This is a genomic window from Neobacillus sp. plas4 (assembly GCF_057221695.1).
This window is the reverse complement of sequence record NZ_CM170152.1, coordinates 4,195,433-4,210,033: the sequence shown is the minus strand read 5'-3', so window position 1 is coordinate 4,210,033 and position 14,601 is coordinate 4,195,433. Positions and strand designations below refer to the sequence as shown.

Sequence of the window (14,601 nt, the reverse complement as noted above, 5' to 3'; positions counted from 1 at the left end):
CAAAGCTGTGGAAAGGGTGGTAAGATGGGATATATCATTGAAAATGCCAATATTTTAAAAGAGACTAAACTTACACAATCATCCCTTTTAATCGAGGGAACACAAATTGCTGTAAAGCAAAATCGAATTCACCATAATAAGTTAATGAGAATGAATGCAGAACCTTTTATCATGACTCCAGCTTATGTAATTTTAGACAGTAAAATCCCTCTTAATGCTCCCTTTCAGGAATTTCGAAAATACATGATTGAGAACTTCCTTCTAAAGGGATGTACTACATTCCTTACCTATATTACGATTTCTTACGAAAGTGAATTGTCAGAAAAAATAAAAGAAACCAAAACATCTCTTGTCAGCAGTCCAATCGATTTTCTCATCAGTGTAAAAATTCCATTAAGAATATTAACTCCCTCCTTTATTAGAAAGTGTAAAAAAGAAAGGGTTCCGGCCATTTTTATTGAGATTGATGATATGGCTGAATTTAGTGAAATTCCTTGGGGATGGATACGAGAGGCGCTCTTTCCGTATAATTGTCCGCTTGTCCCAATAATTTCTAAGGATGTAAAGAAGGAACCAAGGAAGGTTGTGTCGAAATGGAAGTTAATAATGGAAAATGAAAAAATTCCTTCTATTCTTGAAGAGGTTAAAGAAAATCACCCATTATCCGTTCCTTTGCTGAACAAACTAGGATTATACCCGCAAAAGGCAAGTTTACTGCATGGATCCGAAGTAAGCTACAATTTATTTTATAAAGCTCGAGAAATCATGAATGTTGATGAAGCAGCATTATTTCATTATCATAGTGATAGACTTGTAGTAACAGTTAGTAAGGGACAAGTAATACGAGCAGGGGAAAAAGTTTTATTTAAACCTGGAAATGGAGAATATGTTAAGGTGCGAACCCCGTCTTATTTTTATTTAAGTTAATCAAGGGAACCGAGAGGATAAAGATTATGGACAGAGTAGACAAAATTATTACAATGTTGGAAAACGGCCAACATAATGAAGCTATAAATGAATATAATGTTGTATTAACAAAAGGTCAGCCCGATGAAAAATTCCTTCTTGCTGAAGAAATGTTCCAGTATGGATTTTTAGCCGAATCCAAGGCGCTCGTCGAAAACCTTTTAGCAATATATCCCGAAGAAGGCGAACTACTCGTCCTGCTGGCTGAAATAGTAGTCGAGTCCGGTGATGAGGAACAAGCAATTCTTGTATTAGAGAAAATTTCTGAACATGACCCTAGCTTTGGACAATCTCTATTGCTGTTAGCTGACTTATATCAAGTTCTAGGTTTATATGAGGTATGTGAAAGTAAACTGCAAAAAGCAAAGGATCTATTGCCTGATGAGGTGATTATTGATTTTGCCCTAGGCGAACTTTATAGTGAACAAGGTGAAGTAACAAAGGCCTTGAAATCATATGAAGCTGTTCTAAAGGAGCAGATTGAAGTCGCCGGTGTGAGTATTTATCAACGAATGGCTGAGCTCCTAAGCGCTTCGGGAGAATTTGAGGAAGCATTAGCCTTTTATGACAAAGCAATCGATGAGAGGGTAGAGATTAATACGTTATTTGGCTATGCTTTTACAGCGCTTCAAGCAGGATATAATCGAACTTCGATTGAGAAGTTTGAGGAATTAAAAGGGCTGGATCCAGAATACCATTCCCTCTATTTACATCTAGCAAAAGCATATGAACGGGAAGAAGAGCTTGAAAATAGCTTAAAGGCTATACAAGAAGGAATTAGTCAGGATGAGTTTAATAAGGATTTGTTTTTCTATGGCGGCAAAATTGCCATCAAACTTGGCATGCCAGAGCAAGCTGAACAATATTTTCGGGAGGCACTAGCATTAGATCCAGGCTTTACAGAAGCAGCACTAACTTTGAATAAGCTCTTTTTTCAGGAAGAGAGGTATGAGGCAGTTATCGATTTAATTTCACAGTTGGACATTGTTGAAGATGAGGAACCCCAGCTCCTATGGGATTCTGCTCTTGCATATGATAAGTTAGAGGAATATTCCTATGCATTAGACAAATATGAAAGTGCATATAATTTTTTTAAGGATAATGAAGCATTTTTGAACGATTACGGATATTTTTTAATTGAGGAAGGAAAAACCGACCTTGCTGCCGAAATTTTTAAACAGTTACAAAAAGGTGATCCAACAAATGGAGAGTATGCTGATTTGCTTGACCGTCTAATTAGTAGAGAGAAGTAATAAAAAGCTGAATATACAGAGGAGGGAAACTATCATATGGCAACCCCTGTTTCTGTCAACGAGAAAAAGGACTTTATTCGTTGGTTTTTAAATCATTATCAATTAAAACGTAGAGAGTGTGTTTGGATTCTAAATTATTTAATGAGTCACGACCAATTAATGGAGAAGGTTCATTTTGTAGAACAAGCACAGTATTGTCCGCGTGGGCTGATCATGTCAACACACTGCGTTGATAAAGTACCATTTCGTTTTTATAAAGAAAATGTGATGACAACTGATGCTGAAAAATCCTTTCATGATATTCGGTTAAATCGTGATGAGGACATTTTTATTCAATTAAACTTTCATGCATCAAATCAAGCTCACCAATATGCTGCAGTATTAGAGGAAAATCCATTTGTCCCAAAACACCTTCAAGTAAATGAAAAAGACGGAGTATTAGCAGAGCAATTTTTACAGAATAGTATTGAAAGGTTTCAACGAGAGAAGTTGCTTCAATTAATTGATGATGCACTCGATAAGCAGGACAAAATCGCCTTCTGTGCCTTAACGGAACAGCTAAATCAACTAAAAGAAGCAGAGAAGAATGGAAGCTTGCGCTAAGCAGGCTTCCATTTTTATTGATTTCCGTGGATTTCTATATTTTCTTTGCGGTTGTCCAATAAATTTTGATATGATAGGAGTAATGATTTGAAAGAAGGCTGGTGTCATAATGAAGTGGGTCTCGAAGGATGTAGAAACCTATTTAACCGCAAAAGAGTACGTGGATACAGCAGTAATTCCCTTAATATCGGTATCATTTGGAAATGAAATGAAACAATCTGCCTCAAGTACTGAATTTATTACCTTGTTAACCAATTATTTAGAAAGGCAATTCACTGGACGATTGATGTTGTTTCCTCCATTTACATTCTTGAAAAGTGACGACCTAGAAGACGTGTTTGGTAAGTTGAAAAACTGGGAAGCTAATATCGAAAAAAATGATTTTAAGTATATTTTTTACATAACCTCTGACAGCGATTGGAAAAAATATGAGAAGGAGTTGACAGGTCCATTAATTTGGCTCCCATCTTTACCTCTGGAGCACTTAAATGATTCCCAGAAAGTTTCAATGATTGAGAGCCAAGTAAAACAACTCTTAAGCCTGTTTACTCAAAAATGGCATGAAAATTTGTAATTCTTTGAGATTAAATATGTTTTTAAAATAGTATGATATTGACCTAGGATAAAGATTGATATATCATGGTTATGTCCTAGTTTTATATGTGTTTAATTTATGTCCGATGGACTTAACTTGTGAATAGAGGGGGGATAAGCATGAGTAAGCATCGTGTTTCAAGAAGACAATTTTTAAGTTACACTCTTACAGGTGTAGGCGGGTTTATGGCAGCAGGAATGTTAATGCCAATGGTTCGATTTGCCATTGATCCAGTTTTAACGGCTGAAGCAGGCGGAGATTTTGTTGCAACTCCATTGAAAATTTCCGATATCACTGCGGAACCACAACGGGTTGATTTCACGTTTGAACAAAAGGATGCATGGTATACTTCAGAAGTGACAAATACTGCCTGGGTGTATAAGGATGAACAAGATAATATTGTAGCCCTGTCACCGGTATGTAAACACTTAGGTTGTACGGTTGCTTGGGGGACTGACAAAGAATATCCGGATGAATTCTTCTGTCCATGTCACTTTGGACGTTATACAAAAGATGGAACAAACGTCAAGGGTACTCCGCCAATTGCACCACTAGATGTATATCCATTACAAGAAAAAGACGGTTTACTTTATTTAGGAAAAGCTGAACCACGGACGAAGGAGGCGTAATCATTGTTAAACAAAATTTACGATTGGGTAGATGAACGTTTAGATATTACGCCTTTGTGGCGCGATATCGCAGACCATGAAGTCCCTGAGCATGTAAATCCTGCGCATCACTTTTCTGCGTTTGTTTATTGCTTTGGCGGTCTAACGTTTTTTGTAACAGTTATTCAAATTCTTTCTGGTATGTTCTTAACGATGTATTATGTACCAGATATTAAAAACGCGTGGGAATCCGTATTCTACCTTCAAAACCAAGTAGCTTTCGGACAAATCGTACGCGGTATGCACCACTGGGGTGCAAGTTTAGTTATTGTAATGATGTTCTTACATACATTACGCGTTTTCTTCCAAGGCGCATACAAAAAGCCTCGTGAACTTAACTGGATTGTCGGAGTTCTTATTTTCTTCATCATGCTAGCTTTAGGTTTAACAGGTTATTTATTACCTTGGGATATGAAAGCGTTGTTTGCAACGAAGGTTACGCTTCAAATTATTGAAGCAGTACCGTTTATTGGAGTTTACTTAAAAACTCTGCTTTCGGGCCATGAGACCATTGTAGGTGCTCAAACCTTAACTAGATTCTTTGCGATTCACGTGTTCTTCTTGCCTGCTGCATTATTTGGCTTAATGGCAGCTCATTTCATGATGATTCGTAAACAGGGTATTTCTGGACCACTATAATACTCTCAATTTGATTCCGAAATATTAATTTTCTAAATTTACGAATAAAGGAGGGGGATTGTTCGATGCATCGCGGTAAAGGAATGAAGTTCGTAGGTGACTCTCGTGTATTGGCGCCAGAGGTCCGTACGAAAAAGAATATTCCGAAAGATTACTCAGAATACCCTGGTAAAACAGAGGCATTTTGGCCTAATTTCCTTTTGAAAGAATGGTTGGTAGGTGCAGTATTTCTTGTCGGCTTTTTAAGTTTAACAGTAGCACATCCGAGTCCACTTGAAAGGATAGCGGATCCGTCAGATACAGGATATGTTCCAATGCCGGACTGGTATTTCTTGTTCTTATATCAATTACTGAAGTATGAGTTTGCAGCTGGACCTTATACTGTAGTTGGTGCAATGGTTATCCCTGGACTAGCTTTTGGAGCATTACTATTAGCTCCGTTCTTAGATCGTGGACCAGAGCGCCGTCCGAGCAAGCGTCCACTTGCAACTGGCTTTATGCTTTTGGCATTAGCTGCTATTACATTTTTAACATGGCAGTCTGCTTCTACCCACGATTGGGAAGCTGCAAAAGAATATGGAAAGATTGTGGCTGATGTTGAAATTGATAAGACGTCGGAAGAATATCAGATTGCTTCAGACAATACTTGTATCACTTGTCATGGTGATGCCTTCCAGGGTGGTGCTGGTGCGCCAACTTTAATTGATACTGGATTATCTGCTGACGAAATTGCAAAAATTGCAAAAGAAGGTATAGGAACTATGCCGCCAGGAGTCTTTAAAGGTGATGACGAACAGCTTAAAAAGCTTTCTGAATACATCTCAGGCTTAGGTAAATAACTAGATCATAAAAGCTGACGGACTTTCGTCAGCTTTTATTATTAAATAGAAAAGAGGAATTAGTAGTGAACCGCATTTATCCTCTCTTAGCACACAGATCATTTTTATGGATTTTGTTAGTCATCAATATTGCTGGAACTGCTTACGGATATGTGTGGTATGGCTGGCAATTAAAAGAAACACCACCGATTTTCCTTCTATTTGTTCCTGATAGTCCAACTGCTAGTTTGTTTTTTGTCTTTGTATTAGCAGCCTTTCTGTTGAAAAAGAATTGGCCGCTTATGGAATCTCTCGCGATTGTTACCTTATTTAAATATGGAATTTGGGCGGTGGTAATGAATTCTCTTGTTTTTATCATACAAGGTGAATTAGACTGGATCGGACTAATGTTGGCTTTATCTCATTTTGCCATGGCTGTTCAAGCTTTGCTCTACGCCCCTTTTTATCGTTTTAAATGGGTGCATTTGCTGGTGGCTGCGATTTGGACATTACATAATGATGTAATTGACTATGTCTTTTTCATGCTTCCGAGATATCATATGTTAAATGAATTTACACCAAAAATTGGTTATTTTACATTTTGGCTATCAGTTTTATCGATTGCTATCGGCTATTATTTTGTGATACGCCCAAAACGATTCCAACTAGAACTAAAATAGTTAATGATAGGATAAAAGATGGTCTAACCTTGTCCACCCGTTCATACATTTTATTAGTAATGATAGGGGGGACAAGGTTTGAAGTATAAATGGTTACTAGTATTCTTAATTGTCGTTATGCTGACTCCCATGACGGCCTATGCCCACGGGCATAGACCGATAGAGAAGCTCGATAATATCTCTGATGAAGCACTTCAAATGATTAAATTTCAGAGATATGAAGATGGAAAAAAATTGTTAGATTATTTTTCAGAACAATTTTCTGACATCTCTAACAAGGAACATCCATTTTCCATGGATGAACAGAGAATTATTACAGTATCCCATGATGAAGCTTTAGAGGCAGCTGCGAGTTCAAATATGGAGTATGAGGAAAGGGTTCTAAGACTGACAAAATTTCGTCTTGTGGTGGATGCCATTGCTACTAGCCATCAACCATTATGGACGGAGATGGAGAATCAAATTATGGATGCCTTCCGAGAAGCAAGAGAAGCGGCAAATATTGGCGATTCCGCACATTTTCACTCTAATTTTAATACGTTTATGTCCTTATACAACATTATATATCCGAGTATGAAAATTGATGTATCTGCAGAAAATATTCAAAGAATTGATGCACGTATCAATTTCATTGATGAATATCGATCAGAAGTTGTTCATAACGTAAAAACCCTGGAAGAATTAGAAAGTTTAGAAATGGATTTAAAAGATTTATTTGAAAACATGGATGAGGATGAGGCAGACCCGTCTTTATGGTGGGTAATCATCTCAACCGGCAGCATTATCATTTTAACCCTATCGTATGTTGGATGGAGAAAATACCAGGGTGAGAAAGAAGCCAGAATGAACCGTTCTAGAGTTCATAAGGATTAATCTTAATTTGAACTTCAACAAGTTGATTACACCCGTAGAATACTGGAGGTTCACTATGTTATTTTTACTTTATTTTTTAATAATTATTTTGGTACCATTATGGGCCCAATTTAGGGTAAAGGGTACGTATATCAAATATTCTCGTATAGCCAATTCATCCTATCGAACCGGAGCAGAAGTTGCGAGAGAGGTACTTAATTCAAATGGTCTTTTTAATGTTGGTGTTGAAGAGGGCAGAGGGTTTTTAAGTGACCACTATGACCCAAGAACAAAAACAGTGAGGTTATCTCCTGAAAATTTCCGGGGTCATTCCATCGCTTCAACCGCTATCGCTGCACATGAATGTGGACATGCTATTCAGGATGCCGAGCGCTATACTTTTTTACGCTTTCGCCACGCATTAGTCCCAGTAGCCAATATTGGGTCAAACTTTTCGTGGGTCCTTGTTTTGATCGGAATCTTTTTTCAAATGAGCGGCTTGTTGTTAGCAGGAATTATTTTTATGGCAGCAGCGGTTCTCTTTCAAGTAATCACATTACCAGTTGAATTTAATGCTTCTAATCGTGCTATGGACCAAGTCGTCTCGTTGGGATTCATTCGGAACGAGGAGGAGCGTAATGCTAGGAAAGTTTTAAATGCAGCCGCATTAACCTACGTAGCAGCTGCCGCGGTAGCGGTATTAGAGTTACTAAGGCTAGTCCTCATTTTCACAGGTATGAATAGAAGTAATGAATAAAGCAATGTCACAAACGGACATTGCTTTTTTAAATTTCTATGGGCTTCTTATTTTCGTCTAGTGTAAATCCTTCTCCATGGACATCATGGACTACTGTTACGGAAACAAAAGCATGAGGGTCAACGGAAGTTATTAAATTTTTCAAGCGCACAATCTCATTCTTAGCGACAACACAATATAAAACTTCGCGTTCCAATTTTGTAAAAGAACCATACCCTTTGAGAACAGTAACACCCCGGTCCATTTCCTCCATAATCTTCTTTGCTATATCTTCATTTTTCTCCGAGACAATCATTGCCCCTCTTGCCGTATAGGCTCCTTCTTGAATGAAATCAATCACTCTAGCCCCGATAAATACTGCCACCAGGGTGTACATGGCTTCTCTATAATTCAAATATGTAAGAACAGAAGCGCCAATAACACAAATATCGAAGATAAACATTGTCCTTCCCATGCTCCAGCCGGCGTATTTCTGAACAAGTCTTGCAATAATATCAACGCCGCCAGTGGTCCCGCCATAACGGAAGATAATCCCTAATCCGATTCCGAGAAAGACACCGGCAAATAATGCAGCTAATAATAAATCGTCCTTTAGCGGCATTTCAATCGAGTAACGTTGAAAAATCCATAAAAACACAGAGATACCAACCGTGCCAAGAATGGTATATAAGAAAGCATTTCTCCCGAGTAATTTCCAACCGATAAAAAAGAGAGGAATATTTAAAAGTAAGTTTGTATAAGAGGGATCCCATTTGAACATGAAATAAAGTAGAAGGGTTATACCTGTAAAACCGCCTTCAGCTAGTTTATTTTGCATATTAAAATGTACAAGTCCAAAAGACATAATGGCTGTACCTATTAAGATAAATAATATATTTTTCATTTTAAGTCCAAATAACATATTATCCTGCCTCCTCTTCCAATTATTTCATTTAACCAGCGGATTTTATTATAGCGGATTAACAATAGAAGAGCAATTTTGGTAAGGAAGGTATATACTTAATACAAAAATATTTGTAAAACTAGCTTAATTTAGATAATGTATTTAGTAAGTAAATTGTTTAACGAGGTGAGTGTGTATGATCAATGGAAAATCTATCAAAGACATGCAAACAGAAGTAGATACATACATAAGCCAATTTAAAGAAGGTTATTTTAGTCCTCTTGCAATGGTAGCAAGACTCACTGAAGAACTAGGTGAACTGGCTAGAGAAGTAAATCATTATTATGGTGAAAAACCAAAGAAATCCAGCGAAACTGAAAAGGCTATCGAGGAGGAGTTAGGAGATCTTCTTTTCGTCATTATTTGCTTAGCCAATTCATTACATATTGACTTGGAAGATGCACACGACTACGTAATGAATAAATTTAATACTAGGGACAAGGATCGTTGGACAAGGATAGAAAATAAGGATCAGGAGTGAGAGAGTGTGAGTAAGGTGAAAATTATAATTGCGGGGCCACGGGGACGGATGGGTAGCGAGGCCGTCAAAATGGTAACCAATACCGAACATTTTGAGTTAAAGGCTGTTATCGATTATAAATATGATGGTCATATGTTAAGTGATCTCGAAGGATTCCACGCAGTAAAGAATGTACCGATTTTTACGAATATCGAGACATGCCTGCAAAGTGTAGAGTGTGATGTTTTAATTGACTTAACGACACCAGAGGTGGGAATGTATCATGCCAGAACAGCACTTCTTCATCATGTAAGACCTGTTGTTGGTACTACTGGGTTTACAAAAAAAGATTTGGAAGAGTTAGAAGGAATTTGTAAGGACAAAAAACTTGGATGTATTATTGCTCCAAATTTTGCACTAGGTGCAGTGCTAATGATGAAGTTTTCGCAAATGGCAGCAAAATATTTTAATGATGTCGAAATCATTGAACTGCATCACGACAAAAAACTAGACGCTCCTTCAGGTACAGCTGTGAAAACGGCAGAAATGATCACTGCAGTAAGGGAATCCAAACAGCAGGGTCATCCAGACGAGAAGGAAACGATAAGTGGAGCAAGGGGGGCCGAGGTTGATGGAATGCATATCCATTCAGTCAGACTTCCAGGTCTAATTGCCCATCAACAGGTTTTATTTGGAGCAGACGGTCAAACATTAACGATTCGCCATGATTCCTATAACCGTGCCTCGTTTATGTCAGGTGTAAAAATAGCAGTTGAGACAGTAATGAAGCAAGATAATTTTGTCTATGGACTTGAAAACATTTTAGAATAGGGGTACTACCATGAATATAGCCTTAATTGCACATGATAATAAAAAAAATGACCTAGTTCAATTTACAACAGCCTATCAAACAATCTTTTCAGAGCATACACTTTTTGCGACCGGAACTACAGGGATGAGAATTCAAGAAGCTACTGGGTTACCTGTTACCAGGTTTCAATCTGGACCATTAGGTGGGGATCAAGAAATCGGGGCAATGATTGCAAAAAATAAAATGGATGCAATTTTCTTTTTTCGTGATCCGCTAACTGCACAGCCGCATGAACCTGATGTAACTGCATTAGTCCGCCTTTGTGACGTATATTCCATTCCCCTTGCAACTAATATGGGGACCGCCGAACTTTTGATAAGAGGCTTAGATGAAGGCTTCCTAGAATGGAGAAATATTGTCCACGAGACTGGTGAAAGTGATGAGCGATAAACCTTTACATATACTAGCGTTCGGTGCTCATGCTGATGATGTAGAAATCGGCATGGGAGGAAGTATTGCAAAATTGACAGCAAGTGGAAAAAGGGTAGGAATATGTGATTTAACCGAAGCGCAGCTTTCTTCAAATGGGACTATTGAGTTAAGGAAAGAGGAAGCCAATAAAGCAGCTGAAATATTAGGTGTGACGGAAAGGTTGTCACTCGGTTTTCCAGATAGAGGACTCCTTCTCCAGGAGGAATTTATAAAAAAAATTGCAGCAGTAATTAGAAGGTATCAACCTCAAATTGTCTTTGCTCCCTATTTTGAAGACCGCCATCCTGATCATGGAAACTGTGCCCGCCTTATTGAAGAGGCGGTCTTTTCCGCGGGCATAAGAAAATACCAAACAGAGGATTTTCAAAAACCCCATAAGGTTACAAACGTGTATTTTTATATGATCAATGGCTTCCATAAGCCAGATTTCACAATGGATATCTCAACAACCATTGAACGGAAGCTGGCAGCCTTGAGAGCATATGAAAGCCAATTTGAACAAACAGAAACAAGTGTCAATACACCGCTTGTAAATGGGTATATTGAAACGGTGGAGGCAAGGGAAAGATTATTCGGTCAACAAGTTGGTGTTCAATTTGCGGAAGGTTTTAAATCAAAAGTACCAATCCTCTTGAATCGAGATTTGATGGGAGATTAAGAATGAGGAAACTTAAAATAGGAATTACCTGTTACCCCACTGTTGGGGGTTCAGGAGTTGTAGCAACAGAATTAGGTAAAATGCTAGCTGAGAAGGGACATGAAATCCATTTTATTTCATCTAGTATGCCTTTTAGACTAAACAGAATGTATCACAATATTTTTTATCATCAGGTTGAAGTCAATCAATACTCGGTTTTTCAATATCCACCATATGACATTGCATTAGCAAGTAAAATGGCAGAGGTTGCGAACAGAGAGAAACTGGACATTCTCCATGTTCATTATGCCATTCCACATGCAGTGTGTGCCATTTTGGCCAAACAAATGAGTAATGTAGATGTAAAGATTGTTACCACGCTTCATGGGACAGATATTACGGTTCTTGGGTACGACCCATCCCTTACAGAAGCAATTAAATTTGGAATTGAAAAATCTGACACCGTAACAGCTGTTTCCCGTTCTTTAATTGAGCAAACTCACGAACTGATTCAGCCAGACAAGCAGATTGAAACGGTTTATAACTTTATTGATCAAAGAATTTATCAAAAACGGGATGCAAACCATTTAAAAAATGAATTTGGAATCAAAGAAAATGAAAAAGTTGTTATCCATGTTTCCAATTTTCGACCAGTAAAGCGGGTTCAGGATGTTGTAAAAACATTTGCAAGAATTTCCGCTGCGATGCCAGCAAAATTATTGCTGGTAGGAGATGGTCCGGAAATGACACCGGTGTGCAGCCTTGTAAAGAAATTAGGATTAACAGATAAAGTTCATCTACTAGGGAAACAAGAGAACTTAGACGAATTATACTCAATAAGTGATTTAAAGCTATTATTGTCTGAAAAAGAGAGTTTTGGATTGGTAGCTCTTGAGGCAATGGCCTGCGGGGTTCCATGTATAGGTACAAATGTTGGTGGAATGCCTGAGGTTATTCAGCATGGTGAGACAGGGTACATATGTGAATTAGGTAATATTGACGATATTTCTTCTAAAGCGATTTTACTTTTAAGTAATCCACAACTTCATCAAGAATTTGCTAATAATGGGGTCTCAGTTGTAAATGAAAAATTCAGAGCCGACCAAATTGTCGGTCAATATGAGCAGTTATATTATAAGCTCTTAAAATAAGGTGATTACTATGAAAGAGCAATTTTTAGCCGCGGTACCAGTAATAGAAAAATTAGAAGCTGCAGGTTTTGAGGCCTATTTTGTAGGCGGGGCAGTCAGGGATTTACTTTTAAATAAAGAAATAAACGACGTGGATATTGCTACTTCTGCAACTCCTGAGGAAGTGAAGCAAATCTTTTCAAAAACTGTAGATGTTGGAATTGAGCATGGCACTGTTCTTGTTTTATATCAAAATCAATCGTATGAAATTACTACCTTCCGTACGGAGGCTGAATACGAAGATTTTCGCAGACCGAAAGCAGTGTCATTTATTAGAAACCTGAAAGAGGATTTACAACGCAGAGATTTTACAATGAATGCCATTGCCATGGATAAAGACGGAAATCTTATTGATCCCTTTAAGGGTGAACTTTCCATAAAGAATCAAGTGATCATGACAGTCGGAAAAGCAGCAGATCGTTTTCAAGAGGATGCACTAAGAATGATGCGAGCGGTTCGTTTTGTTAGTCAGTTGTCTTTCCGGATTGAAGACGAAACACTAAATGCGCTGATAAATCTCGTACACTTGCTTGATAATATTGCTGTTGAACGAAAACACACGGAGTTCGATAAGTTACTCTTAGGTGAAAACCGAAAAAAAGCGATTCAACTCATTCTAAAAACCAATATGAATTCCTATTTACCAGGACTATCAAACCAAGAGGCTCGCCTTAAATTAATGTTAGAGTACAAGCTTGATCGGTTAACCACACGTGAAATGTGGGCATTGCTTGTCTTTTTCCTAGAACTCAAATCTAAGGATATAGAGGGATTTCTAAGAGACTGGAGAAGTCCAATAAAGGAAATAAGGGAGATTCAGCTTATCTTACACTACTTAGATAAGAGGTTCGAAGAAAGCTGGTCTTCGTATGATTTGTATATGGCCACAAAGGATATTTTCCTATCTGCGGAGGTTCTGTATCTGGTGATAAAAGGAATTGAGACAAAGGATACGATTTACCAATATATCCAAGTATATGAAGGGCTTCCAATAAAAAATCGATCAGAAATGGACGTAACGGGGAACGACTTAATGGAATGGTTTAACAAAAGCGGTGGACCATGGATCAAAGAGCTGCTGCTTAAGATTGAGCAGGCCATCCTAGCAGGCAGTCTAATTAATCAAAAGAAAATGATAAAGGAGTGGCTCTTAAAGTGCAATCACAATTAAGGAAGGACTTGCTCGATGCTTTCACAAAAGCCGATGGTGCCTATTTATCAGGGCAGCATATTGCAGAGTTAATTGGCTGCTCCAGGACTGCAGTTTGGAAGCATATTGAGGAGCTCCGAAAAGAAGGATTTGAATTAGAGGCAGTCCGCCGAAAAGGCTATCGGATCGTGAAAACACCTGAAAAAATAACACCTGATGAATTGAGACTTGGATTAACCACTAAATTCATCGGTAAAAATGTATACCATGAGGATTGTGTAGAATCTACTCAAAAGATTGCACAACGTTTAGCATTTGAGGCTGCTCCAGAAGGAACAGTAATTATTGCTGAAGAACAAGTGTCTGGCCGTGGAAGAATGGACCGCAGATGGCATTCTCCTAAATATACAGGTATTTGGATGAGTTTGATCCTTAGACCTAATATTCCATTGCCGAAAGCTCCACAATTAACGCTGATAACGGCGGTAGCCATTGTTCAGGCAATTGAGGATCTCACCGGTCTGATACCAGAAATTAAATGGCCGAATGATATCCTTATAAGCGGAAAAAAGGTAACAGGAATACTTACTGAACTTGAAGCAGAAGCGGACCGGATTAATTCCGTTATCATTGGTATTGGCATTAATGTTAATCAAACAAGGGAAGATTTTCCTAGCGATATAGAGCAGATCGCTACCTCACTTCTGCTTGAAAAAGGAGAAAAAGTATCGAGGGCTGATTTAATAAAAGGAATCTTTACGAATCTAGAAAAATTGTATTTACTTTATTTAAAAGAAGGGTTCCAACCTATTAAGCTTCTATGGGAAAGTTATGCGATAAGCATTGGCAAGAAAATTACGGCGCGAACACTTTCACATTCGATTATAGGGGTTGCAAAAGGGATCACAGATGATGGAGTGTTAATGATAGAAGATGGACATGGGAAAATACATCATATATATTCGGCGGATATTGAACTTTAAAAAGATTGCATGCAGACAAAAAGATTATCTTGCGATTTTTTGAGATTTTTTTTATAATTCAAATAATGGGCGGTATCCTTGAGAGCTGCACCTGAAACTTATTT

18 protein-coding genes are annotated in these 14,601 nt (G+C 38.0%); 17 read left to right on the top strand and 1 reads right to left on the bottom strand.

Annotated features, from left to right (window positions below; genetic code table 11):
• Positions 1-24: 24 nt before the first annotated feature.
• The 10 genes from AC2TFD_RS21145 to AC2TFD_RS21100 all read left to right on the top strand — a co-directional run bounded on the left by AC2TFD_RS21145 (position 25) and on the right by AC2TFD_RS21100 (position 7,831).
• A complete protein-coding gene (locus AC2TFD_RS21145; protein ID WP_335567271.1) occupies positions 25-927 on the top strand; it encodes a hypothetical protein in 903 nt (300 codons plus the stop codon).
• Between the two features lie 26 nt (positions 928-953).
• Positions 954-2,219, top strand: coding sequence for a tetratricopeptide repeat protein (locus AC2TFD_RS21140; RefSeq protein WP_335567270.1), 1,266 nt, complete (start codon positions 954-956; stop codon positions 2,217-2,219).
• A 36-nt stretch (positions 2,220-2,255) separates the two neighbouring features.
• Positions 2,256-2,822, top strand: a complete 567-nt coding sequence (locus AC2TFD_RS21135) for a ReoY family proteolytic degradation factor (protein ID WP_335567269.1) — start codon at positions 2,256-2,258, stop codon at positions 2,820-2,822.
• Positions 2,823-2,931: 109 nt separating this feature from the next.
• Positions 2,932-3,396, top strand: coding sequence for a YpiF family protein (locus AC2TFD_RS21130; RefSeq protein ID WP_335567268.1), 465 nt, complete (start codon positions 2,932-2,934; stop codon positions 3,394-3,396).
• 140 nt (positions 3,397-3,536) lie between these two features.
• The gene (locus AC2TFD_RS21125; protein ID WP_335519722.1) at positions 3,537-4,046 is read left to right on the top strand and encodes a QcrA and Rieske domain-containing protein; all 510 of its coding nucleotides are present in this window, start codon (positions 3,537-3,539) and stop codon (positions 4,044-4,046) included.
• Positions 4,047-4,049: 3 nt separating this feature from the next.
• On the top strand, positions 4,050-4,724 hold the full coding sequence (gene qcrB / locus AC2TFD_RS21120) for a menaquinol-cytochrome c reductase cytochrome b subunit (protein WP_335519725.1): 675 nt from the start codon (positions 4,050-4,052) through the stop codon (positions 4,722-4,724).
• Between the two features lie 65 nt (positions 4,725-4,789).
• A complete protein-coding gene (locus AC2TFD_RS21115) occupies positions 4,790-5,563 on the top strand; it encodes a menaquinol-cytochrome c reductase cytochrome b/c subunit (protein ID WP_335519728.1) in 774 nt (257 codons plus the stop codon).
• 65 nt (positions 5,564-5,628) lie between these two features.
• Positions 5,629-6,222 (top strand): lipoprotein heptaprenylglyceryl N-acetyltransferase LhaT, encoded by a 594-nt coding sequence (gene lhaT / locus AC2TFD_RS21110; RefSeq protein ID WP_335567266.1) that lies wholly within the window; start codon positions 5,629-5,631, stop codon positions 6,220-6,222.
• Positions 6,223-6,300: 78 nt separating this feature from the next.
• Positions 6,301-7,095, top strand: coding sequence for a sporulation protein YpjB (ypjB, locus tag AC2TFD_RS21105; RefSeq protein WP_335519733.1), 795 nt, complete (start codon positions 6,301-6,303; stop codon positions 7,093-7,095).
• 55 nt (positions 7,096-7,150) lie between these two features.
• On the top strand, positions 7,151-7,831 hold the full coding sequence (locus tag AC2TFD_RS21100) for a zinc metallopeptidase (RefSeq protein ID WP_335519736.1): 681 nt from the start codon (positions 7,151-7,153) through the stop codon (positions 7,829-7,831).
• 28 nt (positions 7,832-7,859) lie between these two features.
• Here the strand turns inward: AC2TFD_RS21100 and AC2TFD_RS21095 are convergent, their stop codons facing one another.
• Entirely contained in the window at positions 7,860-8,732 is an 873-nt protein-coding gene (locus tag AC2TFD_RS21095; protein WP_335519739.1) for a YitT family protein, read from the bottom strand.
• Positions 8,733-8,910: 178 nt separating this feature from the next.
• On the opposite strand from AC2TFD_RS21095, the gene AC2TFD_RS21090 reads away from it, so the two are divergent.
• The 7 genes from AC2TFD_RS21090 to AC2TFD_RS21060 are packed head-to-tail and all read left to right on the top strand — an operon-like array spanning position 8,911 to position 14,497.
• Positions 8,911-9,255, top strand: coding sequence for a nucleotide pyrophosphohydrolase (locus AC2TFD_RS21090; protein ID WP_335519742.1), 345 nt, complete (start codon positions 8,911-8,913; stop codon positions 9,253-9,255).
• Between the two features lie 6 nt (positions 9,256-9,261).
• Positions 9,262-10,065 (top strand): 4-hydroxy-tetrahydrodipicolinate reductase, encoded by an 804-nt coding sequence (dapB, locus tag AC2TFD_RS21085; RefSeq protein WP_335519745.1) that lies wholly within the window; start codon positions 9,262-9,264, stop codon positions 10,063-10,065.
• Between the two features lie 10 nt (positions 10,066-10,075).
• On the top strand, positions 10,076-10,495 hold the full coding sequence (gene mgsA, locus AC2TFD_RS21080) for a methylglyoxal synthase (protein WP_335519748.1): 420 nt from the start codon (positions 10,076-10,078) through the stop codon (positions 10,493-10,495).
• The gene (gene bshB1, locus AC2TFD_RS21075) at positions 10,485-11,195 is read left to right on the top strand and encodes a bacillithiol biosynthesis deacetylase BshB1 (protein WP_335567265.1); all 711 of its coding nucleotides are present in this window, start codon (positions 10,485-10,487) and stop codon (positions 11,193-11,195) included. Before mgsA ends, bshB1 begins: the two co-directional genes overlap by 11 nt.
• 2 nt (positions 11,196-11,197) lie before the next feature.
• Entirely contained in the window at positions 11,198-12,325 is a 1,128-nt protein-coding gene (bshA, locus tag AC2TFD_RS21070) for an N-acetyl-alpha-D-glucosaminyl L-malate synthase BshA (protein ID WP_484673912.1), read from the top strand.
• A 10-nt stretch (positions 12,326-12,335) separates the two neighbouring features.
• Complete coding sequence (locus AC2TFD_RS21065) at positions 12,336-13,535, top strand: CCA tRNA nucleotidyltransferase (RefSeq protein WP_484673911.1); 1,200 nt, start codon at positions 12,336-12,338, stop codon at positions 13,533-13,535.
• Complete coding sequence (locus tag AC2TFD_RS21060) at positions 13,520-14,497, top strand: biotin--[acetyl-CoA-carboxylase] ligase (protein WP_484673910.1); 978 nt, start codon at positions 13,520-13,522, stop codon at positions 14,495-14,497. The genes AC2TFD_RS21065 and AC2TFD_RS21060 overlap by 16 nt, the downstream gene beginning before the upstream one ends.
• The last annotated feature ends 104 nt before the right edge of the window (positions 14,498-14,601 follow it).